Annotated in this window: 23 protein-coding genes and 1 pseudogene; 9 read left to right on the top strand and 15 right to left on the bottom strand. The window is 73.9% G+C overall.

Annotated features, from left to right (window positions below):
* From ABD323_RS06295 to ABD323_RS06270, 6 genes and pseudogenes are all read right to left on the bottom strand, one after another.
* A pseudogene (locus ABD323_RS06295) lies at positions 1-617 on the bottom strand (hypothetical protein); the annotation flags it as partial.
* Between the two features lie 224 nt (positions 618-841).
* Complete coding sequence (gene rlmB / locus ABD323_RS06290; RefSeq protein ID WP_344440149.1) at positions 842-1,834, bottom strand: 23S rRNA (guanosine(2251)-2'-O)-methyltransferase RlmB; 993 nt, start codon at positions 1,832-1,834, stop codon at positions 842-844.
* Between the two features lie 137 nt (positions 1,835-1,971).
* Positions 1,972-3,366: a cysteine--tRNA ligase gene (gene cysS, locus ABD323_RS06285; RefSeq protein WP_344440147.1), complete on the bottom strand. Its 1,395-nt coding sequence runs from the start codon at positions 3,364-3,366 to the stop codon at positions 1,972-1,974.
* Positions 3,367-3,588: 222 nt separating this feature from the next.
* A complete protein-coding gene (ispF, locus tag ABD323_RS06280) occupies positions 3,589-4,173 on the bottom strand; it encodes a 2-C-methyl-D-erythritol 2,4-cyclodiphosphate synthase (RefSeq protein ID WP_344440145.1) in 585 nt (194 codons plus the stop codon).
* Positions 4,163-4,885 (bottom strand): 2-C-methyl-D-erythritol 4-phosphate cytidylyltransferase, encoded by a 723-nt coding sequence (gene ispD, locus ABD323_RS06275; RefSeq protein WP_425555872.1) that lies wholly within the window; start codon positions 4,883-4,885, stop codon positions 4,163-4,165. Before ispD ends, ispF begins: the two co-directional genes overlap by 11 nt.
* Before the next feature lie 438 nt (positions 4,886-5,323).
* Entirely contained in the window at positions 5,324-5,806 is a 483-nt protein-coding gene (locus ABD323_RS06270; RefSeq protein ID WP_030244332.1) for a CarD family transcriptional regulator, read from the bottom strand.
* A gap of 487 nt (positions 5,807-6,293) precedes the next feature.
* On the opposite strand from ABD323_RS06270, the gene ABD323_RS06265 reads away from it, so the two are divergent.
* Positions 6,294-7,019, top strand: coding sequence for an LPS-assembly lipoprotein LptE (locus ABD323_RS06265; RefSeq protein ID WP_344440143.1), 726 nt, complete (start codon positions 6,294-6,296; stop codon positions 7,017-7,019).
* Positions 7,020-7,115: 96 nt separating this feature from the next.
* Here ABD323_RS06265 and phoP read toward each other — a convergent pair whose 3' ends face one another.
* Complete coding sequence (phoP, locus tag ABD323_RS06260) at positions 7,116-7,811, bottom strand: two-component system response regulator PhoP (RefSeq protein WP_031069385.1); 696 nt, start codon at positions 7,809-7,811, stop codon at positions 7,116-7,118.
* The gene (locus ABD323_RS06255; RefSeq protein ID WP_344440138.1) at positions 7,808-9,088 is read right to left on the bottom strand and encodes a sensor histidine kinase; all 1,281 of its coding nucleotides are present in this window, start codon (positions 9,086-9,088) and stop codon (positions 7,808-7,810) included. The genes phoP and ABD323_RS06255 overlap by 4 nt, the downstream gene beginning before the upstream one ends.
* A 274-nt stretch (positions 9,089-9,362) precedes the next feature.
* Here ABD323_RS06255 and phoU point away from each other — a divergent pair, with 274 nt between their 5' ends.
* Both phoU and ABD323_RS06245 read left to right on the top strand, forming a co-directional pair.
* Positions 9,363-10,040: a phosphate signaling complex protein PhoU gene (phoU, locus tag ABD323_RS06250; protein ID WP_344440136.1), complete on the top strand. Its 678-nt coding sequence runs from the start codon at positions 9,363-9,365 to the stop codon at positions 10,038-10,040.
* 213 nt (positions 10,041-10,253) lie between these two features.
* Positions 10,254-10,442 carry a hypothetical protein gene (locus tag ABD323_RS06245; protein ID WP_344440134.1) on the top strand — a complete coding sequence of 63 codons (189 nt, stop codon included), beginning with the start codon at positions 10,254-10,256 and terminating at the stop codon, positions 10,440-10,442.
* A gap of 78 nt (positions 10,443-10,520) precedes the next feature.
* Here ABD323_RS06245 and ABD323_RS06240 read toward each other — a convergent pair whose 3' ends face one another.
* Positions 10,521-11,279: a phosphoglyceromutase gene (locus ABD323_RS06240; protein WP_344440132.1), complete on the bottom strand. Its 759-nt coding sequence runs from the start codon at positions 11,277-11,279 to the stop codon at positions 10,521-10,523.
* Between the two features lie 203 nt (positions 11,280-11,482).
* On the opposite strand from ABD323_RS06240, the gene ABD323_RS06235 reads away from it, so the two are divergent.
* Positions 11,483-12,778: an MDR family MFS transporter gene (locus tag ABD323_RS06235; protein WP_344440130.1), complete on the top strand. Its 1,296-nt coding sequence runs from the start codon at positions 11,483-11,485 to the stop codon at positions 12,776-12,778.
* A 56-nt stretch (positions 12,779-12,834) separates the two neighbouring features.
* Here the strand turns inward: ABD323_RS06235 and ABD323_RS06230 are convergent, their stop codons facing one another.
* Both ABD323_RS06230 and mshA read right to left on the bottom strand, forming a co-directional pair.
* Positions 12,835-13,347, bottom strand: a complete 513-nt coding sequence (locus tag ABD323_RS06230) for a type III secretion system chaperone family protein (RefSeq protein ID WP_344440128.1) — start codon at positions 13,345-13,347, stop codon at positions 12,835-12,837.
* A 58-nt stretch (positions 13,348-13,405) separates the two neighbouring features.
* Positions 13,406-14,770, bottom strand: a complete 1,365-nt coding sequence (mshA, locus tag ABD323_RS06225) for a D-inositol-3-phosphate glycosyltransferase (RefSeq protein ID WP_425555875.1) — start codon at positions 14,768-14,770, stop codon at positions 13,406-13,408.
* A gap of 225 nt (positions 14,771-14,995) precedes the next feature.
* On the opposite strand from mshA, the gene ABD323_RS06220 reads away from it, so the two are divergent.
* On the top strand, positions 14,996-15,853 hold the full coding sequence (locus ABD323_RS06220) for a class I SAM-dependent methyltransferase (protein WP_344440126.1): 858 nt from the start codon (positions 14,996-14,998) through the stop codon (positions 15,851-15,853).
* A gap of 113 nt (positions 15,854-15,966) precedes the next feature.
* Here ABD323_RS06220 and ABD323_RS06215 read toward each other — a convergent pair whose 3' ends face one another.
* On the bottom strand, positions 15,967-16,599 hold the full coding sequence (locus ABD323_RS06215; RefSeq protein ID WP_425555870.1) for an O-acetyl-ADP-ribose deacetylase: 633 nt from the start codon (positions 16,597-16,599) through the stop codon (positions 15,967-15,969).
* A 378-nt stretch (positions 16,600-16,977) separates the two neighbouring features.
* On the opposite strand from ABD323_RS06215, the gene ABD323_RS06210 reads away from it, so the two are divergent.
* Positions 16,978-18,741, top strand: coding sequence for a SpoIIE family protein phosphatase (locus tag ABD323_RS06210; protein WP_344440124.1), 1,764 nt, complete (start codon positions 16,978-16,980; stop codon positions 18,739-18,741).
* A gap of 77 nt (positions 18,742-18,818) precedes the next feature.
* Here ABD323_RS06210 and ABD323_RS06205 read toward each other — a convergent pair whose 3' ends face one another.
* The 3 genes from ABD323_RS06205 to ABD323_RS06195 form a co-directional block, all read right to left on the bottom strand.
* Positions 18,819-19,160, bottom strand: coding sequence for a DUF2516 family protein (locus tag ABD323_RS06205; RefSeq protein ID WP_344440122.1), 342 nt, complete (start codon positions 19,158-19,160; stop codon positions 18,819-18,821).
* Positions 19,161-19,324: 164 nt separating this feature from the next.
* Complete coding sequence (locus ABD323_RS06200) at positions 19,325-19,921, bottom strand: hypothetical protein (RefSeq protein ID WP_344440120.1); 597 nt, start codon at positions 19,919-19,921, stop codon at positions 19,325-19,327.
* Positions 19,922-20,000: 79 nt separating this feature from the next.
* Positions 20,001-20,357: a helix-turn-helix domain-containing protein gene (locus tag ABD323_RS06195; RefSeq protein ID WP_344440118.1), complete on the bottom strand. Its 357-nt coding sequence runs from the start codon at positions 20,355-20,357 to the stop codon at positions 20,001-20,003.
* Between the two features lie 106 nt (positions 20,358-20,463).
* Here ABD323_RS06195 and ABD323_RS06190 point away from each other — a divergent pair, with 106 nt between their 5' ends.
* The 3 genes from ABD323_RS06190 to ABD323_RS06180 all read left to right on the top strand — a co-directional run bounded on the left by ABD323_RS06190 (position 20,464) and on the right by ABD323_RS06180 (position 23,453).
* Positions 20,464-21,297, top strand: a complete 834-nt coding sequence (locus tag ABD323_RS06190) for a class I SAM-dependent DNA methyltransferase (protein WP_425555869.1) — start codon at positions 20,464-20,466, stop codon at positions 21,295-21,297.
* Entirely contained in the window at positions 21,290-22,066 is a 777-nt protein-coding gene (locus ABD323_RS06185; protein ID WP_344440116.1) for an SAM-dependent methyltransferase, read from the top strand. The genes ABD323_RS06190 and ABD323_RS06185 overlap by 8 nt, the downstream gene beginning before the upstream one ends.
* A gap of 82 nt (positions 22,067-22,148) precedes the next feature.
* Entirely contained in the window at positions 22,149-23,453 is a 1,305-nt protein-coding gene (locus ABD323_RS06180; RefSeq protein WP_344440114.1) for a M48 family metallopeptidase, read from the top strand.
* Positions 23,454-23,473 lie beyond the last annotated feature (20 nt).

Raw genomic sequence — 23,473 nt, 5'->3', positions numbered from 1 at the left:
GGGCCGGGGGACCCCGCCGCACGGGGCGGCTGGCGGGGCCCGCCCCCGCGCCCGTCCGGGGCGCCGGCGCCGGGGCCGGAGCCGTACGGGCCGGAGCCGACCGGCACGGTGTCCCAGCCGGGCACCGGCTCCAGCACCTGGGTGTCGCCGACCTCGGCCAGCTGCACCGAGGAGCCACCCAGCGGGGAGCCGCCCAACGTCGAGCCGCCCAGCGAGGAGCCGCCGCGCCCGGCAGCGGCCCCGACCCCGACACCGACGGCCGCACCGAGCGGCGCGCCGGCCGGCGAGGGCACGGTGTTCAGGCGCACGGCGTCCAGCAGCCGGGTGGCCGCCAGGTCGCCGGGCATCGCCTGCCCGCTCCAGGTCACCGCGGTGACCCGGCCCTTGCGCCGTGGGGCCCCACCCGATCCGCCGCCGAGCGAGCCGCGGTCGGCCACGCCCTCGCGGACCAGCCCGGGCCGGCCACCGAAGGCCTGCCGCGAGTAGGGGCGTCCGAAGGCGTCCGCGTACGGCGCGGCCGGCTGGGGCGGCGCGTCGAGCATCGGGGCGACCGGCGCGGCCAGCCTGATCCGGAAGCTGGCCTGGGTCACGCTCAGGCGGGCCGGATCGCTGGGCACCTTGACGGTGCTGAGGCCGGGCTCAGCGTCTATTCCTGCTGCTCCGCCCTGCCTGGGGCGCCGAGGTGTTCTGGTGTCCACACCCCTCTAACCGGGTGACACCCGGTTAGGACACTCTCCCGGGTGCAACTCCCGGGCGTGGCTGACGGATGCGATCACCCGTGTGCGAGATGGGGAGCACATCCGTCAGTCACGAACAGAAGGGGGCCAACTCCGAAGAAGAGTCAGCTCTTGGCCCGCAGCCGGGCCGCCTCGTACAGCACGATCCCGGCCGCCACGCCGGCGTTCAGCGACTCGGTCTGCCCGGGCATCGGGATCCGCACCAGGATGTCGCAGGTCTCCGAGACCAGCCGGGACAGGCCCTTGCCCTCGCTGCCCGCCACCACGACCACCGGACCGGTGAGCGCGGCCAGCTCGCCCAGCTCCGCCTCGCCGTCGGCCGCCAGGCCCACCACCAGCAGGCCGGCCTTCTGGTAGGCCTCCAGCGCGCGGGTCAGGTTGGTGGCCCGAGCCACCTGGAGCCGGGCCGCGGCGCCCGAGGAGGTCTTCCAGGCCCCGGCCGTCATGCCGGCCGCCCGCCGCTCGGGGATGACCACGCCGTGCGCCCCGAAGGCCGCGGCGGAGCGGACCACGGCGCCGAGGTTGCGCGAGTCGGTGACCCCGTCCAGCGCCATGATCAGCGCGTCCTCGCCCTGGTCGGCGGCGACGCCGAGCAGGTCCTCGGGGTGCGCGTACTCGTAGGGCGGGACCTGGAGCACCAGGCCCTGGTGGTTGAGGCCACCGGTCATCTGGTCCAGCTGCGGGCGCGGCGCCTCCATCAGCGGGATGCCCCGCTCGTTGGCGGCCTGGAACGCCTCGCGCACCCGGTCGTCGGTGTCGATGAACTGCATCACGTAGAGCGCGGTGGCCGGCACCCCGCCCTGCAGCGCCTCGACCACCGAGTTGCGCCCGACCACCAGCTCGGCCGCACCCGCGCCACCGCGACCGCCCCGGCCGCCACCGCCGGAGCGGCGCATGCCGGCGCGGGCCTTGGCGTCCCGCTCGCGCTTGATGGCGGCGTTGGCCGCGCGCTGCTTGGGGTGCCCCTTGCGGGCCTCACCGGGCGGCGTGGGGCCCTTGCCCTGGAGCTGCTTCCGGCTGTGGCCGCCGGTGCCGACACTCGCGCCCTTCTTCGATCCGGGGTTGCGTCGGTTCCTGCGGGCGCTGTTGCCGGCCATGGCTGTACTTCCTGTCTGTCCGTCATGCCCGGCCGCGGCTGGTACCCCGGCCGCCGGCATGCTCTGTCTCATGCGGGAGGGCCGTACCGGACAACGTGTCCGCCGATACGGCCCGCCCTCACCCCTCACCTGAGGGATTACTGGTTGTTGATCGTCCAGCGGGGGCCGGACGGAGTGTCCTCGATCGCCAGCCCGGCGAGGCCGAGCTGGTCGCGGATCGCGTCCGCGGTGGCGAAGTCCTTGCGGCCCCGCGCCGCCTGGCGCTGCTCGAGCACCAGGCGCACCAGCGAGTCGACGACCCCGTGCAGGTCCTCGCCGCGCTCCGCGCCGGTCCACTGCGGGTCGAGCGGGTCGAGCCCCAGCACTCCGAGCATCGCACGGACCTCGGCGAGTCGCGCTACCGCGTTCTCCTTGTCGTCCGCCGTCAACGCGCTGTTGCCCTGGCGGACCGTGGTGTGCACCACAGCCAGCGCCTGCGGCACCCCGAGGTCGTCGTCCATCGCCTCGGCGAAGGCCGGCGGCACCTCGGGCGCCGCCTCGACCGGGCCGCAGCGCTCGATCACCCGCTGGATGAAGCCCTCGATCCGCCCGAAGCCGGCCTCGGCCTCGCGGATCGACTCCTCGCTGTACTCGATCATCGAGCGGTAGTGCGGGGCGGCCAGGTAGTAGCGCAGCACGATCGGCCGCCAGCGCTGGACCATCTCGGAGATCAGCACCGAGTTGCCGAGCGACTTGCTCATCTTCTCGCCGCTCATGGTGACCCAGGCGTTGTGCACCCAGAAGTTGGCGAAGTCGTCGCCGAAGGCCTTCGACTGCGCGATCTCGTTCTCGTGGTGCGGGAAGATCAGGTCCAGCCCGCCGCCGTGCACGTCGAAGGCGCTGCCCAGGTACTTGTGCACCATCGCGGAGCACTCCAGGTGCCAGCCGGGACGGCCGGGACCCCACGGGGTGTCCCAGCTGGGCTCGCCCTCCTTGACCGACTTCCACATCGCGAAGTCGCGCTGGTCGCGCTTGCCGGTCTCGCCCTCGCCCTCGGGCTGCCGCAGGTCCTGCAGCTTCTGGTTGGAGAGCTCCAGGTAGGACGGGAAGGACTTGACGTCGAAGTAGACGTTGCCGTCGGCCGCGTAGGCGTGGCCCTTGGCAATCAGCGTCTGCATCATCGCGATCATCTCGGGGACGTGCCCGGTCGCGCGCGGCTCGGCGGTCGCCGGCAGGCAGCCCAGCGCCTGGTAACCGTCGTTGAACGCACGCTCGTTGGCGTAGGCGATCTGCCACCACGGCACGCCCAGCGCGCGCTCCTTGGCGATGATCTTGTCGTCGATGTCGGTGACGTTGCGCACGAACGTGACGTCGTAGCCGCGGTAGGTGAACCAGCGGCGCATCACGTCGAAGTTGAGGTTGGACCGGATGTGCCCGATGTGCGGCGCCCCCTGCACGGTCGCACCGCACAGGTAGATCGAGACACAGCCCGGTACAAGCGGGACGAAGTCGCGTACCTGGCGGGTGTTGGTGTCGTACAGACGAAGGCTCACAGCGTCCAGCGTAGTGGGAAACCGACAGTGCCCCGCGACGTTTCCGCCGCGGGGGCACCATGATTTTGTCGCCGTGACGCGCTCACTGCACGGATGTGACCTCAGGAGGAGCCGGGGTTACCCACCGTGGCGGAGCGGAGCGGGCCGCTCCGCTCCCACCGGCCCCAGGCACCCCCACCCGCCCGGGGTGCCGTCCGCGGTCGGCGCTGCCCCGAAGCGCTGTCAACCGCGCGGGTAGACCAGCGCGGTGGCCAGACCCACCAGGCCCTCCCCACGTCCCGTCAGGCCGAGCCCGTCGGTGGTCGCCGCGGAGAGCGAGACCGGCGCGCCGGCCGCGGCCGAGAGCACCGCCTCCGCCTCCGTGCGCCGGCTGCCGATCCGCGGCCGCACCCCGATCACCTGCACCGCGATGTTGCCGATCTCGAAGCCCGCCTCGCGCACGATCCGGGCCGCCTCGGCCAGCAGTCGCACCCCCGCGGCGCCGGCCCACTCGGAGCGGTCGGTGCCGAAGTGGGTGCCCAGGTCGCCGATCCCGGCGGCCGAGAAGATCGCGTTGCAGGCCGCGTGGGCGGCCACGTCGCCGTCCGAGTGGCCCGCCAGGCCCTGCTCGTGGCCCTCCCAGTGCAGCCCGCCCACCCAGAGCGGCACCCCGTCCGCGAAGGCGTGCACGTCGGTGCCGATCCCGACCCGGGGCAGCACCGGCACCGCGGCGGCCGGCCGCTGGGACCCCTGCGGCTCGGACGCCTGCGGCCCGGACACGTGCTGCTGTGACACGTGCTGCCGGGACGCCTGCTGCTCAGAATCCATCGGAGGCCCTCCTGCGGGCGAGTACGGCCTCGGCGAGCACGAGGTCCAGCGGACGGGTCACCTTGAAGGCCTCCTCGTGGCCCGGCACCACGACCACCTGACCGCCGTAGTGCTCGACCAGCCCGGCGTCGTCGGTCACCGCGGGAGCCAGGCCGGCCTCCTGCTCGGCGAGCGCCCTGGCGTGCACCTCGGCCAGCAGCGAGCGGCGGAAGCCCTGCGGCGTCTGCACGGCCCGCAGGGTGGCACGGTCGGGGGTGTCCAGCACCGGCTCCGGGCCGCCGGCCGGCGCCGGTCCCACCCGCTTGACGGTGTCGGCCAGCGGGACGGCCGGCACCACGGCCTGCGCCCCGGCCCGCACGGCGGCCGCCACCGCGTCCACCACCTCCACCGGCACCAGCGGCCGGGCCGCGTCGTGCACCAGCACGATCTCGACCTGCTCGCCGATCGCCGCCAGGCCCAGCCGGACCGACTCCTGCCGGGTCGCGCCACCGGCCACCACCCGGACGTCCTTGCCGTCCAGACCGTGGCTGTCCAGCAGCCCGACCACCTCGGCGACGCCGTCCGGCGGCGCGGCGACCACGACCAGGCCCACCGCGCGGCTGCGCGCCAGCGCCCGGACCGCGTGCACCAGCAAGGGCGCGCCGCCCAGCTCGCGCAGCGCCTTGGGCGCGCCCGGTCCCAGCCGCTCGCCCCGCCCCGCGGCGGGGACCACGGCTGCTGCGACTACTCCTGTGGTGTTCAGGTTTCACTCCTTCGGCGAAGTGGGTATGGCCCAGGCGTACCCGTCAGACGGTGCTCCGGACCCCTTCCACCCCGGCGCCGCCTCTCGGGTACCGGTGTGCTCGGCCCCCACGCTACGAGCACCCGATGGCCCACGTCACCGCACCCGTCACCCGCCCCGGGCATGTCCCACCCACCGGTCGGCCCGGTTCGCACCCGGGCACGCCGGCGCACGCGCCGGGACCCACCGGGACCACGCACGCGCCGGGCGCCGCGTCCGGGCACGCCGCAGCGCCCGGTGTGCCACCGCACCGTCGGGGACCTCCCGGTCCCGGACGTGCAGCAGCGCCGGGCGCTGTGCTGATAAAGCGGCATCGGCGGACAACCCGCCGACCTGCCTGACCGCCCCAAGGGCAGCCCGACCGGCGCCCTACGAGGCCAGCACCTCGTCGAGCAGCGTCTCCGCCTTGTCCTCGTTGGTGTTCTCCGCCAGCGCGAGTTCGCTGACCAGGATCTGCCGCGCCTTGGCGAGCATCCGCTTCTCGCCGGCCGACAGGCCGCGCTCGCGCTCGCGGCGCCACAGGTCGCGGACAACCTCGGCGACCTTGATGACGTCACCCGACGCGAGCTTCTCCAGGTTCGCCTTGTAGCGGCGAGACCAGTTGGTGGGCTCTTCGGTGTACGGTGCACGCAGCACCTCGAAGACCCGGTCCAGACCCTCCTGGCCGACCACGTCGCGCACGCCCACGAACTCGGCGTTCTCCGCCGGGACGCGCAGCGTCAGGTCTCCCTGCTGAACCTTCAGCACCAGGTAGGTCTTGTCCACACCCTTGATCTGGCGAATTTCGATGGCCTCGATCAGTGCAGCCCCGTGATGGGGGTAGACCACCGTGTCGCCAACCTTGAACGTCATGTGACAGGACCCCTTCCGTGGCTTTCCAGAATAACACGCTTTTCCGTCCACCCGAAGGGCGTTTTCGCAGGTCAGGGCCGGTCTCGGGGCTTGACAAGGACCCCCGCGACGTGCTGCGACCATGCCGCGGAAGGGGCTTCCCGCAGGTCGGAGGCGGTTCCCGCATCCGGCGAAACCTGCGGCAACACCCCCGAAACCATGATTCGATCTTGAAGTCCATACCGGATATCGACCGTTTCACGATCGTGATCTGATCTTGACCGGGAGCGGCGGCCGGAAATCCGGTGGCCGCACCGGCTCCCGCCCCGGCCGCCCCGGCCCCGCGCCGCCAGCCACCGTCGCCCCGGTCACCCCGCTCGGTCACTCCCCCGGCCCCCTCGGCGCGGGCCGGAGCCGCGACACGGGGCCACCCCGTGAGAACCGGATAAGTGCGGTCGGTAATCTGAGCGCTGACCACTCGACACGTGACCTAGGAGATGCCGCCGCCGTGAGCCGCAGCCTTCGACGCGGCGGCACTGCCGCCATCGTTCTCACCCTTGCCGCCGTCTCGCTGTCCGCCTGCTCCACCGGCAACAGCGCCGAGACCCTGCAGGTCAAGCCGGACACCCCGGCCACCTCGCTCGGCGACCTGAAGCTCAACAACATCACCCTGGTGACCGACCCGATGCAGGCCAACGGCCAGCCGGGCCCCGCGAACCTGACCGTCAACATCAGCAACACCGCCGAGGTCCCCGAGACGCTGCAGTCCGTCACCGTCGGCGACAGCACCGCGACCTTCGCGGACGCCTCGGGCGCCGCCCTGCCGGGCGGCATCGTGATCCCGGCCCGCGGCGCCGTGCTGGTGGGCGGCGCCGGCCAGCCGACCGCGCACGTCTCCGCGGTCACGCTGAAGCTCGGCGGCTTCGCGCCCACCTCCTTCGCCTTCTCGATCTCCGGCAAGGTGGCCTCCCCGGCCCAGGTCTTCCCGGCCATCGGCTACTACGCGCCCTACGCCCCGACCTCGGCGTCGGCCTCCGCCTCGGCCTCCACGTCGGCGAGCGCGAGCGCCGGCGCCAGCTCCCCCGCCGCGGTGCCGCCGTCCCCGGCCGCGTCGGGCTCCGCCTCGGCGTCGACCTCCGCCTCCGCGTCGAGCTCGGCGTCCGCGTCGGCCTCGGCGTCCGGCAGCGCGAGCCCGTCGTCCGCGAGCCCCAGCGCGAGCGCCTCCGCGCACTGAGCGGGCGCACCACCGCGAACGGCCGAGGGCCGCTGCACCCTGGGGGTACAGCGGCCCTCGGCCGTTCGCGCCACGGCGCTACCGCGCTACCGCAGTCTACGGCTCGAACTTGTAGCCCAGGCCACGCACCGTGACCAGGTAGCGCGGCGCACCCGGGTCCGGCTCGATCTTGGCCCGCAGGCGCTTCACGTGGACGTCCAGGGTCTTGGTGTCACCCACGTAGTCGGCGCCCCAGACCCGGTCGATCAGCTGCATCCGGGTCAGCACCCGGCCCGCGTTGCGCAGCAGCATCTCCAGCAGGTCGAACTCCTTGAGCGGCAGGTCGACCTTGGCGCCGTCGACCGTCACCACGTGCCGGTCCACGTCCATCCGGACCGGGCCGGCCTCCAGCGCGCCGGGGCCGCCGCCGTTGTCGCCGGCGCCGCCGTCCTCGCCGCGGCGGCGCAGCACCGCACGGATCCGGGCGACCAGCTCGCGGGTGGAGTAGGGCTTGGTGACGTAGTCGTCAGCGCCTATCTCCAGCCCGACGACCTTGTCGATCTCGCTGTCCTTGGCGGTCACCATGATCACCGGCACGTTGGAGCGCACCCGCAGCTGGCGGCAGACCTCGGTGCCGGGCAGTCCGGGCAGCATCAGGTCGAGCAGCACCAGGTCGGCGCCGTTGCGTTCGAACTGCTCGAGGGCGTCGGGTCCGGTCGCGGCGACCGCCACCTCGAAACCCTCCTTGCGCAGCATGTACGACAGGGCGTCGCTGAACGACTCCTCGTCCTCGACCACCAGTACTCGGGTCACGATCGGGCCTCCGGGGCAGGAAGGTGGGGTGTGATGGATGGGTGTGACGCCGGTTCGGCCGACGCCGGGTTCTGCCCGGCGGGGAGCCGGACGGTGAAGGTTGATCCCTGGCCCTCGACGCTCCAGACCGAGACGGTCCCGCCGTGCGAGGCCGCCACGTGCTTGACGATGGAGAGCCCGAGGCCGGTCCCGCCGGTGGCCCGGGAACGGGCCGGGTCCACGCGGTAGAAGCGTTCGAAGATCCGCTCGCGGTCCTTCTCCGAGATGCCGATGCCCTGGTCGGTCACCGAGATCTCGATCAGCTCGCCGTCCGCCTCGCCGATCGCGGCGGCGCTGGCTATCCGGCGGGTGGCGATGGCCACCCGGGTCCGCGGCGGGCTGTAGTTGACGGCGTTCTCGACCAGGTTGCCGAGTGCCGCGGCGAGCTGGCCGCGGTCGCCGTAGAGGTAGAGGCCGGCGATGCCGCCGGCCGCCATGTGGATCTGCTTGGCCGCGGCCTGCTGGCGGCAGCGGTCCATCGCCTCGGCGATCAGCTCGTCCACCGGGACCGGCTCGGGGTCCATCAGCAGCCGGTCGTCCTGCACCCGGGAGAGGTCGATGATCTCCTGGACCAGGCTGGCCAGCCGGGTGGCCTCGATCTGCATCCGCCCGGCGAAGCGCTGCACGGCCTCCGGGTCGTCGGCCGCGTCCGCGACCGCCTCGGAGAGCAGCGAGAGCGCCCCGACCGGGGTCTTGAGCTCGTGGCTGACGTTGGCCACGAAGTCACGTCGGACCGCTTCGATGCGGCGGCGCTCGGTCTGGTCCTCGACCAGCACCAGCACCAGGCGCGAGCCCAGCGGGGCGACCCGCACGGAGACCGCGAGCGGCTCGCCGGAGCGCGCCACCCCCGGGCGCGGGACGTCCAGCTCGGCCTGGCGGATCTCGCCGTCACGGCGGGTCGCGCGGGCCAGCGCCAGCATCGGCTCGACGGCCAGCGCACCGCCTCTGACCAGGCCCATCGCGTAGGCGGCGGAGCTGGCCTTGACCACCTCGTCACCGTCGCCCAGCACGATCGCGCACGACCGGAGCACCGACAGCACGGTGTCCACGCCGGGCGGGAGGGCCGGCTCCTGGGGGAGGGAGTTCACTGCTGATGCGCTGCCACTTCTTCTGCCGTTGCCGCTGTTGCTGCCCCGGGCCTGCTCTCGCTCGCTCCAGCGGAAGGCGATGGAGGCCGTGAGACCCACGCCCAGCCCGGCGATGGCGCAGGCAGCGGCGGCGGCCACATTCACGTCCATGCGGCCCAGCCTAAGCGCATGGGCCGGGCGGTCCGTAAGCGTCAGATCAAGGCATCGGCCGCACGTTGCCGAGAATTCACCTTCAGGTAGCTGTTGGTTCACTGGAGGGGCCGTGGGGCGTCGTCCGAACGGACCAGTCTGGCTGGCGCAGCCCGTGTGGGTCCGTGACGCGCGTACGATGCGCGCCACCGCAGCGGCCGCGCGCCCTCCCGCAGGGGGCGCGGCGGCCCGTCGGCACCGCCACCGACACAGCTACCGAGGAGAAGAGAAGAGCATGCGCGACTCGTACCACGAGGAACTCGACTCGATCGGCGACGGCCTGGTCGAGATGGCCCGGTTGGTCGGCTCGGCCATGGGCCGCGCGACCACCGCGCTGCTGGACGCCGACCTCGCCCTCGCCGAGAGCGTGATCGCCGCCGACGAGAAGGTCAACGCCCTGCACCACGACCTGGAGGACCGGGCCATCGACCTGCTGGCCCGCCAGCAGCCGGTCGCCACCGACCTGCGCATCGTGGTCACCAGCCTGCGGATGAGCGCCGACCTGGAGCGCTGCGGCGACCTGGCCCGGCACGTCGCCAAGGTGGCCCGGCTGCGCTACCCCGGATCCGCGGTGCCCAACGACCTGCACCCGATCGTCCTGGAGATGGGCCAGCTCGCCCAGCGCCTGGTGGCCAAGGCCGGCCAGGTCATCGCGACCAAGGACGTGGACGCCGCGCTCCAGCTCGAGCGCGACGACGACGCGATCGACGAGCTGCACCGCGAGCTCTTCGCCCACCTGATCGACGACCGCTGGCAGCACGGCATCCAGACCGGCGTGGACGTCACGCTGATCGGCCGCTACTACGAGCGCTTCGCCGACCACGCCGTCTCGGTCGCCAAGCGGGTGGTCTTCCTGGTCACCGGTGAGCACGCGGGCGAGTTCGTCGGCGAGGAGCGCGCGGCCGAGGCCTAGGCCTAGACCCGGGCCCAGCCCACCCGGCACGGCGCGCCGGGCTCCGGATCCGGGGCCGGCGCGATCCAAACCCCGCAGCGCGGGTGTGGGGGAGCACGACCGACCCGCTCCCCCACACCCGCGCGCCCGTTGACGCCCCGTCAGCGCGCGAGCTTCACTCGTGGTCAGGTAGGCCTCCATCCCGCCTGCCCCCAACGAGGAGGGCTCAGCACCATGACCAGCACCCCCGCCCGGCCCGTACCCACCTCCCGTACCGCCGAGCCGACGTCCCGCCGCGCCCGGGTGGCCCTGCCCCTGCTCGCCGGCGCCTGCGGCTGCGGCCCGGGCTGCGGCTGCGGCTGCCAGTCCGGCGCACCCTGCCAGTGCGGCAGCGTCACCGGCGGCTGCTGCGCCGGCCACTGACCGGCCACCGGCCCGAGCAGCACGAAGGCCCCCGACCAGCGCCGTACGCGCTGGTCAGGGGCCTGATCGTTTCTTCGCCTACTTCTTGCCCTGGTTCTTGACGGCCTCGATCGCCGCCGCGGCGGCCTCGGCGTCCAGGTAGCGGCCGCCGGCGGTGACCGGCTTGAAGTCCGCGTCGAGCTCGTAGACCAGCGGGATGCCGGTGGGGATGTTCAGGCCGGCGATGGCCTCGTCGGAGATGCCGTCGAGGTGCTTCACCAGCGCGCGCAGGCTGTTGCCGTGCGCGGTGACCAGCACGGTCTTGCCCGCGGCCAGGTCCGGCACGATCGCGTCGTACCAGTACGGCAGCATGCGGTCGACGACGTCCTTGAGGCACTCGGTGCGCGGGCGCAGCTCGCTGGGGATGTCGGCGTAGCGGGCGTCACCGGCCTGCGAGAACTCGCTGCCGTCGGCGAGCTCCGGCGGCGGGGTGTCGTACGAGCGGCGCCAGAGCTGGAACTGCTCCTCGCCGAACTCGGCCAGGGTCTGCGCCTTGTCCTTGCCCTGCAGGGCGCCGTAGTGGCGCTCGTTCAGCCGCCAGCTGCGGCTGACCGGGATCCAGTGCCGGTCGGCCTTGTCCAGGGCGATCTGCGAGGTGCGGATGGCCCGGCGCAGCAGGGAGGTGTGCAGGACATCGGGGAAGAGGCCCTCGGAGGCGAGCAGCTCGCCGCCGCGCGCGGCCTCCTTCTCGCCCTTCTCGTTGAGGTCGACGTCGACCCAGCCGGTGAAGAGGTTCTTCTGGTTCCACTCGCTCTCGCCGTGGCGGAGCAGGATGAGTCGGTAGGTCGTGTCAGCCATGGCCGACAGCTTAGTGGAGCGAAAGAAACGGGTAGCCGGGCCCCGACCCACACCGGTAATGTGCGCCTATCAGTAGTGCCACTTACAGCACGCGGATCCGCCCGGTGACCCCGGGGCCGCTCCGTGCTGCGCCGCCACCTGCTGCCCCGCCGTCCGGTTCCCCCAGCACCGTGCAGCGGGGCACCTGCCGCCCGGGAGCCCCGATGCCCGCTGCCCTCACCTCCCTGCTGCCCGACCGCCTGCGCGCCGCCGCGGCGGAGTCGGTCGGCGGGCTGCCGCGCCAGTTCTGGTGGCTGTGGACCTCCACCCTGGTCAACCGCCTGGGCGGCTTCGTGGTGACCTTCCTGGCGCTCTACCTGACGGCCGACCGCGGCTACTCGGCCTCCTACGCGGGCCTGGTCGCCTCGCTCTTCGGGCTCGGCTCGGCCATCGCCGCCGTGGTCGGCGGCGTGCTCACGGACCGGATCGGCCGGCGCCCCACGCTGCTGACCGCCCAGTTGCTCACCGCGGCCAGCACTGCGGCGCTGGGCTTCGCCGACGGGCAGCTGATGATCGCCGTGGTGGCCTTCCTCACCGGTCTGAGCAGCAACGCGGCCCGGCCCGCGATCTCCGCGATCATCGCGGACGTGGTGCCGCCCGCCGACCGGGTCCGGGCCTTCGCGCTGAACTACTGGGCCATCAACATCGGTTTCGGGGTCTCGGCGGCGGTGGCCGGGCTTGTGGCGACCCACGGGTACCTCACGCTCTTCATCGCCGACGCGCTCTCCACCGTGCTCTGCGCCGTCGTGGTCTTCGCGAAGATCCCGGAGACCCGGCCGACCGCGCCCGCCGCCGCGACGGTGGGGACGCCCGCGGTGAGTCTCGGCACGGTCTTCCGCGACCGGCGGTTCATGGCGCTGGTCGGGCTGACCTTCCTGCTCGCCCTGATCGTCCAGCAGGGCAGCACCACCCTGGCCGTGACCATGGGCCGGGCCGGCCTGACCACCACCCAGTACGGCCTGGTGATCGGCCTGAACGGGCTGCTGATCGTCGTCCTGCAGATCCCGGTGACCAGGCTGATCCAGGGCCGCGACCGGGGTCTGCTGCTGCTCACCGGCTCGCTGGTGACCGGCTGGGGGTTCGGGCTGACCGCCTTCGCCGGCAGTTCGGCGCTCTTCTTCGCGCTGACCGTGGCGGTCTGGACGATCGGCGAGATCGTGCAGATGCCGACCGGGATGAGCCTGGTGGCCGAACTGTCGCCGACCCACGCCCGCGGCCGCTACCAGGGGGTCAACTCGCTCGCCTGGTCGGGCGCCTCCTTCCTGGGCCCGGCCGGCGGCGGCTTCCTGCTCGACCACGGCGGCTCGGGCACCGTGTGGGGCGTCTGCGCGGCCATCGGCACCCTCGCCGCGGGCGGCTACCTGGTGCTCGGGCGGCGGGTCGACGCGGCCAAGGCGGCGGGCGTCGCCGAGGCCGCCGCCCGGCCGGCCACCTCGCCGGCCACGGCCTCGACCTGCTGACTCCCGGAAGGGCCGAGCCGCCGGGCCGACGGATCACCCGTCGGCCCGGCGGTCGGTTACGGGGCCGGTGGAACGGCCAGGTGGCTGAAGGCCTCCAGGTTCCGAGTCGACTCGCCGCGCTTGGTCCGCCACTCCCACTCACGCCGGATCGCCGAGGCGAAGCCCAGCTCCAGCAGGGTGTTGAACGGCTCGTCCGCGTTCTCCAGCACCGAGCCGAGCAGCCGGTCCACGGCGTCGGCGGTGAGCGCGTCGAGCGGCAGGCGCCCGGTCAGGTAGACGTCGCCCAGCGCGTCCAGCGCGTAGGCCATGCCGTACAGCCGGGTGTTGCGCTCCAGCAGCCAGCGGAACACCGCCTCGTGGTTCTCGTCCGGACGACGGATCACGAAGGCGTTCAGGGACAGGGTGTGGTCGCCGATCCGCAACGCGCAGGTGGTGCTGAGCTTGCGCGTGCCGGGGAGGGTGGCGACCAGGGTGAACCGGTCGGAGGCCGCCGGCTCCCAGGGCACGCCGGCCTCGTCGAGCGCGGCGGCGAGCAGGGTGAGGGCCTCGTCCTTGGTACGGGTTGCCATGGGGCTGACGTTACCGGCTGGTACCCGGATGGGCCCGCCACCCGGACCGCTCGCCCGTTCAGACCAGCCGTCGGCGGGCCCCGCCGAGCCGGCCGGCCGGGCGGGCGAGCGCACCCGCGTACACCTCGGCGGTGCTCGCCGCCGCCGCGCCCCAGCCGAAGCCCGCCGCGTGACGGGCGGCCGCCGCACCCTGCCGCGCCACCAGCTCGGGCCGCGTCACGTACGGCTCCAGCGCCCGCGCCCAGTCGCCCGGGTCGTGGCCGCGCACCAGCGCACCCGTCTCGCCGTCCCGGACGGCCACCGGCAGCCCGCCGACCGCCGCCGCGACCACCGGCGTCCCGCAGGCCTGCGCCTCCAGCGCCACCAGCCCGAAGGACTCGCTGTACGAGGGCATCACCAGCGCCGTCGCCGCCCGGTACCACTGGGCCAGCTCGCTCTGACCGACCGGCGGGTGGAACCGCACCACGTCCCCGATGCCGAGCTGGGCGGCGAGCTTCTGCAGGCTCTTCGGCTCCGCCAGACCCGTCCCGGAGGGGCCGCCGACGACCGGCACGACCAGCTTCTCGCGCAGCTCGGGCCGCCGTTCCAGCAGCACCGCCACCGCCTTGAGCAGCACGTCCGGCGCCTTGAGCGGCTGTATCCGGCCGGCGAAGAGCAGCACCGCGGCGCCCTCCGGCAGGCCCAGCCGGGCCCGCGCGGCCCGCTGGTCGCCGGGCCGGAAGACCTCCAGGTTGACGCCCGGGTGCACCACCGCGAGCTGGTCGGTCCGGGCGCCGTAGTGCGAGGAGAGCTCGCCGGCCTCGTCCGAGGTGTTGGCTATCAGCCGGTCGGCGGCCTCGACCACCTGGGTCTCACCGATCACCCGCGCCGCGGGCTCGGGGGTGTCGCCCTGGGCGAGCGCCGCGTTCTTCACCTTCGCCATGGTGTGCATGGTGTGCACCAGCGGCACGCCCCAGCGCTCGGCGGCCAGCCAGCCGACCTGGCCGGAGAGCCAGTAGTGCGAGTGCACCAGGTCGTAGTGGCCGGGCCGGTGGCCCGCCTCGGTGCGCAGCACGCCGTGCGTGAAGGCGCAGAGCTGGGCCGGCAGGTCCTCCTTGACCAGCCCCTCGTACGGGCCGGCCGTGACGTGCCGCACCAGGACGCCGGGCGCCAGCTCGACGATCGGCGGCAGGTCGGAGGCGGTGGTCCGGGTGAAAACCTCGACCTCCACGCCGAGCCCCGCCAGCCGCTTGGCCAGCTCCACGATGTAGACGTTCATGCCGCCCGCGTCGCCGGTGCCGGGCTGGTGCAGCGGCGAGGTGTGCACGCTGAGCATCGCGATCCGCCGCGGCCGCCTGCCGCGGCCGGTGGCGAAGGCGTGCAGCCGCCCACGCACCGGCGGGGACTGCCGGTCGCGCCATACCGTGGAGACGGGGTGCTGGATCACTCGGCTGATGCCTTCCTGGTCTGCTTCCTGGTCCGCCCGACCGACCGCTCTGATGCGTTCAACAGGCTGACAACCCCCGACGGGGTCCCCCGCATTCCCGAACCGCCGGGGATCTTTCGCCCGGCACCGCCCCCCTGCCCCCGCCCCCGGCGCCGCACCCGGCCCGCACTCCACCGACCAGGGACCGCCCCGCCCGCGCCGCGGTCCGCGTACCCTGCGGGGATGGCTGTCTCCTCCGTCCCCGGTCCCGCCGGGTCCTCCGCCACGCGCCGGACGTCGAAGCCGCCGACTTCTCCCGCAGGGCGGCCAGTCGGAACCGTCACCCGCGGCACCACCAACACCAACCGCCTGCGCCGGATGGACCGCTGGATCGTCCACACCCTCGGCCACGCCCTGCGGGCCGGCCACCGGCCGCCGGTGGCCGTGGACCTGGGTTACGGGGCGGCGCCCTGGACCGCGGTGGAGCTGTACGGCCGGCTGCGCGCGGTCCGGCCGGACGTGCGGATGGTCGGCATCGAGATCGAGCCCGCGCGGGTGGCCGCCGCCCTGCCGTTCGCCGCGCCGCCCGCGCTGACCTTCCGACGCGGCGGCTTCGAGGTGCCGCTGGACGGCGGGCGCGCCCAGCTGATCCGGGCCGCCAACGTGCTGCGGCAGTACGAGGAGGAGGCCGTCGAGGCGGTCTGGGAACGGCTCTGCGGCCGGCTGGCCCCCGGCGGCCTGCTGGTCGAGGGCACCTGCGACGAGGTCGGCCGCCGGCACGTCTGGGTGGCGCTCGGCCCGGAGGGGCCGCGCACGGTGACCTTCGCGGCCCGGCTGGCCGGCCTCGAACGCCCCTCCGACCTGGCCGAGCGGCTGCCGAAGGCGCTCATCCACCACAACGTGCCGGGGCGTGCGGTGCACCGCTTCCTCACCGACTTCGACCGGGCCTGGGCCGCCGCCGCGCCGTACGGGGCGTTCGGCGCCCGACAGCGCTGGGTGGCCGCCTGCACCGCGCTCGCCACCAGTTGGCCGCTGCTGGACGCCCGGGGCCGCTGGCGCCAGGGCGAGGCGACGCTGCCCTGGGCGGTGCTGGCGCCCTGAGCCGGGCGGGCGGCCGGCATCGATTCACTCGAACGAGTTATCGAATTCCCCTGGCATGTTGACGTGCCGTCAGTCCACTATGGGGGCGTGCACGATGACGCTCCTTGACTCGATCAGACAGCCGAATCCGCGGGGCCGAGTCCCAGCTCGCCCAGCACCGTCGCGAAGGTCTCGTACGCCTCCGCGCCGAACAGAACGAACCGCACCTCCCGCACCCGCTCCTCCTGCGATCCCTCCCCTTCCTCTCCTACGCCGCGCTCCCCTTCTCCTGCTCCCTCTTCTCCAGCCCCTCCTCCGCCCTGCCGCAGCTCCGCCGCCACGGTCGACAGCGCGATCCGCGCCGCGTCGGCCATCGGCCACCCGTACACTCCGGCCGACACCGCCGGAAACGCGACGCTCCGGGCCTCCAGCTCGACCGCCAGCCGGAGCGACTCCCGATAGCAGGAGGCCAGCAGCTCAGCCCCGCGCTCATAGGGGTACGCCCCGAACACCGGCCCCACCGTGTGCACCACGTACCGGGCGGGCAGTCGACCGGCCGTGGTGGCCACCGCCCGGCCGATCGCGAGACCGCCGCCGTAGTGCGAGGCCCTCAGCCGACGACACGCATCGAGGATCTCCGGGCCGCCCACCCGGTGGATCGCCCCGTCGACGCCACCCCCGCCCAGCAGCGACGAGTTGGCCGCATTGACCACGACGTCCACCTGCTGCCGCGTGATGTCACCCTGCACCAAAGTGATCTGTGTCACCGCTTCACCCTCCGCGTCAGCCGCGCGATTTGCCCGCCCCAGAGCCACCCACGCTAGCCACCGAGCCCGCCACCAGCGTGGCAATAGCCACATCCACGCCGACCAGCCAAGGAAATCCCCGGAGATCACGTTATGGTCGCGAGAAGTTCCCTGACGCGCGGTGCCATACGGGCACTGCGCACGGACCGCAGCCGTTACCCCGTCAGGGAAAGGGAGGATCCATCCGTGCCCGCTACGGGAGACGGGCAAGGAACCGGCACCGCAGGCCGGTCCGGCGCCCCGACATCGACTGGCCTCTGCCAGCGAGTCGGCACCCCCTGCCCTGATCCGGCCGCCGTTCAGGCAGGCGTCGGCGGCGACAGCCACGGAACCACCGGCATGAACGAGCTGCACGAACTCGACTCCTTCCACAGCCTCGACGGCCTCGCGCTCGATGCCATGGCCACACCGGACGGACTCGACGGGCTCGGCGAGCCCGACCTGCGCCACCGCTCCGGCGACCGGGCCGCGCCGCACGCCACCACGGCGCCGGCCGACCCCGCGCCCACCCGGCCGGCCAAGCCGCCGACCGCCCGCACGGCGCACGGCACGGGACACAGCCCGGCGCACAGCCCCGCGCACGGCTCCACCGCCGCCCCGGCCGGCCAGCGCCGCGGTGGCGGCTCGGCAGCGGCGTCGGGGCCGCTCTCGCTGCCCGGGCCGCGCTCGACCGGTCGGTCCGCGCCGGCCGACCGCGCGCCCGAGCACACCTCGGACCGGGCCGCGGCGGCGCTCAAGCTCCTGGTGGTGGAGAACGACGCCTCCGGCGCGCGGCTGATCGAGGAGCTGGTGGCCGCGAGCGGCATGCCGATCGAGCTCCACTGGGCCCCCGGCCTGGAGCAGGCCGCGGCCCAGCTCGCCCGGACCTCGTCGGCCCCGGGCCGCCGCGGACGCACCCGCCCGGTCGACTTCAGCTGCGTGCTGCTCGACCTGGCCGCACCGACGACCAGCCGCCGTGCCGACAGCGGCGGGCGCCCCGACACCGACCCGCTCGACGGGCTGCGCGACCTGCTGCGCCGCGCGCCGAACGCGGCGGTCGTCGTCCTCACCGACGCCGCGGACACCCAGTTGGGCGCTGCCGCCGTCGCCGCGGGCGCCCAGGACTTCCTGACCAAGGACGAGACGGACGGGCCGCTGCTCGCCCGGGCCCTGCGCTACGCCGTCGAGCGCAAGCGGGCCGACGAGTCCCAGCGCCGGCTGGTCGAGGCCGAACTCCGCGGCCAGGAGAACGCCCGGCTCCAGCGGCACCTCCTGCCGACCCCGCTGCTGGAGGGCGCCGACCTCTCCTTCACCCGCCGCTACCGTCCCGGTCGGCGCAGGGCCCTGCTGGGCGGCGACTTCTACGACGCGGTCCGTACCGACGACGGCACGGTCCACGTGGTTATCGGCGACGTCTGCGGCCACGGCCCCGACGAGGCCGCCCTCGGGGTCGCCCTGCGGATAGCGTGGCGGACCCTCGTCTTCGCCGGTCTGACCGGCCAGACGCTCCTCACCACCCTGCAGCACGTCCTGGAGCACGAGCGGCGCAGCGACGAGATCTTCGCGACGCTCTGCATGCTGGTCATCACCCCCGACGCGCCCCCGGACGACGCAACGCGCGGGCACCGGCGGGCCACCACGGGCACCAGGGCGCCGAGCGATCGTCCGGCTCCCGGGATCGGGCAGCGGCCGCTGCCGTCCGACCAGCCCGAGGTCGAGCACGCCCAGCTCTACCTCGCGGGCCACCCGGCCCCGCTGCTGCTGTCGTCGGGCGAGCGTCCGCTGGTCCTGCCGACCGAGCACGCCGGCCCGGCGCTGGGCCTGCTGCCCTGCGACGACACCGACGCCAGCTGGCCGCCCCTCCACCTGGAGCTGGAGCCCGGGTGGAGCCTGCTGCTCTACACCGACGGGCTGATCGAGGGGCGGATCGGCGCCGGTTCGCGCCGGCTCGGCCAGGACGGGCTGGTCGGCCTGATCGGTGACCACCAGGCGAACGGGCTGACCCGGGGCCGCCTGGTCGACAGCGCCATCGCGGAGGTCGAGGACCTCAACGGCGGTGCGCTGGCCGACGATGTCGCCGTCCTGCTCCTGGAACGCAACCAGGCCCCCCAGCTGATGGGCTGAGCGGGCCTGACACGAGGGGCGGGCATCCAGCCGCCGGTCAGCGACCGGTCAGTGGTGGAGCTGCCACCGGCCGCGGATCACCAGGGCCGGCGCGGACCGGCGTCCCGGCGGCCACCGCGGCCCTGGCCGTCGGTCAGCGACTTGATCGCCGGCCGGACGTCGACCATGTAGACGATCGCGGCGACCAGACCGGCCAGCGTCAGGAAGCTGTAGATGATGTTGGCCCCGAGGAGCAGGTCGAGCCCCAGCGCCAGCCCCAGGATCACCAGCCAGAACGGCTTGGTCTTCTTGTCCGCCGCGCGGTACGCGTCCTCCCGGCGCAGGGCGGCGTCCACGAAGGCCACCGCCTTGAAGACGATGACCGCTACGGACAGCCACCAGAGCGGCTGCTGGACGTCGAAGTACGAGCTGTCGGTCACGCGGGTCTCCTCACTCGAACGTCGCCGCCGTCACCACACCTTGACTTCCCACGGCCGTGTCCATCAATCCTGGCACGCCCCGGGTGCCCACAGCCGGTGAACGAACCGGGCGCCGCCAAGGTGCCGTGACCGGCCCGTGGCCGCGCCCCGCGGTCCGTTCGGCCTCACTTCTGCGTCGGCGTCTTCCGGGCCCTGGCCGCCTTCTTCGCGGACGCCGGCTTCCCCTGGTCCGCCTCGCCAGCCGACGCGTCGTCGATCTCGACCACCTCGACGTCCAGCACCTCGACCTCGACCACCTCGGCGTCCGCCTGCTGCTCGACACCGGCGCTCGCGCCCTCGGACTGGGCGGTGCGCCCCTTCTCCACGACGACCTTGCCGCGCTCGGCCAGCTCGTCGTAGACCTCCTTGGCCTTCACGGCGAGCTCCGCGGCCCGGCCGACCTGCTGCAGGGCGAAGGTCTGCGCCTTCTCCTGCAGGGCCTTGAAGTCGGTCGGCAGCGCGGTCACGGTCCCGGCGACGGCGGCCTGGGCCTGCGCCTGCGCCTTGAGCAGCTTGGTCTGCGCCTCCTGCAGCCCCGCCACCGCCATGTCCTGCGCGCCCTTGCGGTCCACGGCCAGCGCCTCGACCCGCCCGGGCATCTCGCGCAGCTTCTCGTACGCCAGGTCCCCGGCGCCCGCGAGCGCGTAGAGCGGCGTGGGGTCGCTCAGCGTCTTCATGATCTCGTTCTTGAGCTCGTTCTTGATCTCATCGGTGCTGGGCATCGACTCGTCCTCTCGATCGTTGCGTTGGTACCGCGCACCACCGGGTCACCCCGGCGGCGCACCGTCCGGCCGGTGGCCGTCAGCCCTGGCCGGCCTCGTTCTCCTTGACGAAGGCCGCGTAGACGGCGAGCAGCGCGTGCTTCTGCTGCTCGCTGATCGCGGTGTCCGCCAGGATCGCGGCCCGCAGGTCCACCCCGCCCGCCGGCCGCTCCTCCAAGATCCCCGCTTGCACGTACAGCGTCTCCGCGGAGATCCGCAGTGCCTTGGCGATCTGCTGCAGGATCTCCGCACTGGGCTTGCGGAGCCCTCGCTCAATCTGGCTGAGATACGGGTTCGACACACCCGCGGCCTCCGCCAACTGGCGCAACGAGTACTGCGCGCTGCGCCGCTGCTCACGGATGTACTCACCCAGCGAGCCCACGTTCAGTGAAGCCATGCCCCCATGCTGCCCACCCGTGCTTGCAAATGCAAGCAGCCCAGCTAGCGCCGCGCCGCCGGTCCGGTCGGCGGAAGCGGGCGAATCGCGGCTACGGTCATCGGCCATGACCGAAGCGACCTCCCTGCATGCCACCCGGTTGGCCTACGACACCGTCGCCGTCGACTACGAGCGGCTCCTGCGCCACGAACTGGACGCCCGACCGCTGGACCGCGCGATGCTCGCCGCCTTCAGCGAACTCACGCAGACCCCAGGCGCCGGGCCGGTCGCCGACCTCGGCTGCGGTCCCGGCCGCATCACGGCTCACCTGCACGCGCTCGGCGTGGACGTGTTCGGCATCGACCTGTCGCCCGAGATGGTCGCCCTCGCCCGTCGACGGCACCCGGGCCTTCGGTTCGAGGTGGGGTCGATGACCGAACTGGACCTGGCCGACGACAGTCTCGGCGGCGCCGTGGCCTGGTACTCGACCGTCCACACCCCGCCGGAGTCGCTGCCGACCGTCTTCGCGCAGTGCCACCGGGTGCTGGCCCCCGGCGGCCACCTGATCCTGGCGTTCAAGGCCGGGGACCGCTGCCGGCACCGGGACCGGGCCTACGGCCACGCGGTGTCGCTCGACATCTACTGGATGTCCCCCGACCACGTCGCCGACCTGCTGGGCGAGGCCGGCCTCGTCCTGGACGCCCGGCTGATCCGCGAGCCCGACGAGAGCGAGGAACCCCGACAGGGCCGGCAGGCCTACTTCCTCGCCCACAAGCCCCCGAGGGCGGGCTGGACCGCCAGGTCCTCCTGGGGGCGTGGTGCGGATCGAGCGGACGAATGCCGACCGCGGGCCCCGCGAGTTCCGCAGCCGGCGCCCGGCCACCGTCACCCTGCCGCCGCCGCGCGGAAAACCGGTGTCGCCGACGGGGCGGCCCTGCCTACCGTTCTGCCCCATGGATGACACCACTGCCCCGCCGCGGCTGACCCGGCTCACCTTCCACGGTCCGCTCTCCGAGGAGCGGGCCGCCAGGATGATCGCCCGACTCGGTGGCGACGCCACGATGACGGCCCCGACCACCGTGCTCGACATCGGCTGCGGCTGGGGCGAGTTCATGCTCCGACTCCTGCAGGCGGTGCCCGGCGCGACCGGCGTCGGCGTCGACCTCCAACCGGACAACCTCGCCCGCGGCCGCGCCAACGCTGAGGCCCGCGGGCTGGCCGGGCGCGTCCGCTTCGTCCAGGGGTCCGCCCTGGAGGTCACGCACGGCCCCGCCGACCTCGTCCTCTGCTTCGGCGCCAGCCACGCGCTCAGCGACGCCCGGCCACCCGAGCACACCGTCGCCGCCCTGCGGGCACTGCGGCGCCTGGTCACCCCGGGCGGGCGGGTCGTCCTCGGCGAGGGCTTCTGGCAACACTCGCCCCCGCCCACCGCCTTGTCGGCGATGTGGCCGGACGCCTCCCGCTCCGAGCTCCACGACCTGCCCGACCTCGTGGACCTCGCGATCGCCGCGGGCTTCCGCCCCGCCTGGGTCGAGACCGCGAGCCCCGAGGAGTGGGACGACTTCGAGTCCGGCTACCAGTGCGACGTCGAGGAGTGGCTCGCCGCCCACCCCGACCACCCCCTGGCCAAGGAGACCCGCGACCGCGTCGACCGCCACCGCGCCAGCTGGCTCCGCGGCTACCGCGGCTACCTGGGCGTGGCCTACCTGACCCTCGTCCCCGTGGACTGAGGCCCCGGGGGCGGGCCGGGGGTGGGACCGGGTGCGGGGCCGCCCGCCGCAGCCCGGGACCGATCCGGCATGATCAGGCCGCATGTCGGAGACCGTCAGCGCCCTCACCCGCGCCTGCCCGCAGTGCACCGCCCCGATCGCCGTCGATCCCCGGTTCACCGACTGGTGCCCGGCCTGCGAGTGGAACCTGGCGCCGGCCCCTACCCCGGGCGCCCCGCGGCGCGGTGAACGCGCCCGATCCCGCGACCGCGCCCGGGTGGAGCGCCTCTACGCCGTCCTCGCCGCCCGACCGGCCGCGTCCGACCGGCACCGCAGCGCCGCCTGGGCGGCGGCCATGCTGCTCGCCACCCTCGTCCACCTGAGCACCCTGGCGGTGCTGGCCGGCTCGCTCCGGCTCGTCCTCACCGGCTCCACCGGCCTGCGGGTGCTCGGGGTCCTCGGCCTCGGCGTCACCTGGCTGCTGCGCCCCCGGTTCGGCCGCTGGAGCGCGCACGACCCGGCGGAGCTGACCCGGGAACAGGCACCGGTCCTGCACGGCGTGGTGGACCAGGTCGCCCGGGCACTGGGTACCCGGGGCCCGGACCGCATCAGGGTGAACGGCCTGTACAACGCGAGCTACGGCCCGGTCGGCCCGCACCGACGGGTCCGGCTCACCCTGGGCCTGCCGCTGTGGACCGCGCTCACCACCGACGAGCGGCTCGCCCTGCTCGGTCACGAGCTGGGTCACGGCCGCAACGGCGACGCCCGGCGCGGACTCTGGCTCGACCTGGCTTCGCGCACCCTGGTCGCCTGGTACCTCCTGCTGACGCCGGGGCGGGGTGACGCCTTCCTGGTCCGCAGCTCGCGGACGGCCGCGTCCGACCGGATCGCCGCCCTGCTCCTCGGCCTGCTGGCGCAGCCGGTCCGGCTGCTCGTGTTCGTGCTGGCCCGGCTGACCGAACGCAGCAGCCAGCAGGCCGAGTACCTGGCGGACGAGCGGGCCGCCGTGGTGGCCTCCTCGGCCGCGGCCGGCGGCATGCTCACCAAGCTGATGCTGGGCGACAGCGCCCGGGCCCGGATCCAGCAGCAGCGCACCACGGCCCAGCGCGGTGGCCGGGCCGGCCGCCAGGAGACCGGTCCGGAGCAGGTGGAGGCCTTCTGGACCGGCCTGCGGGAGTACCTGGAATCGGTGCCGCCGGCCGAGCGGGAGCGCCGGTCCCGGCTCAGCGCGCGGGAGATGAGCGCGGTGGACACCGAGCACCCGCCCAGCCATCTGCGGGTGCGGATGCGGGCCGAGCGCCCGGAGCGGTCCGCGGCGGTGCGGGTGGACGCGGCGCAGTGGCTCGCGATCGAGGCGGAGCTGGCCCCGGCCAGGCAGCGGGTCGGTCGCCTGCTGCTCGGCCGGTGACCGACCCCGCCCGGGCTACT

The sequence above is a fragment of the Kitasatospora nipponensis genome (assembly GCF_039528135.1).
GTDB classification, from domain to species: Bacteria; Actinomycetota; Actinomycetes; order Streptomycetales; family Streptomycetaceae; genus Kitasatospora; species Kitasatospora nipponensis.
The sequence above is the reverse complement of the archived record's forward strand: the minus strand, read 5'-3'. Positions and strand labels throughout refer to the sequence as shown.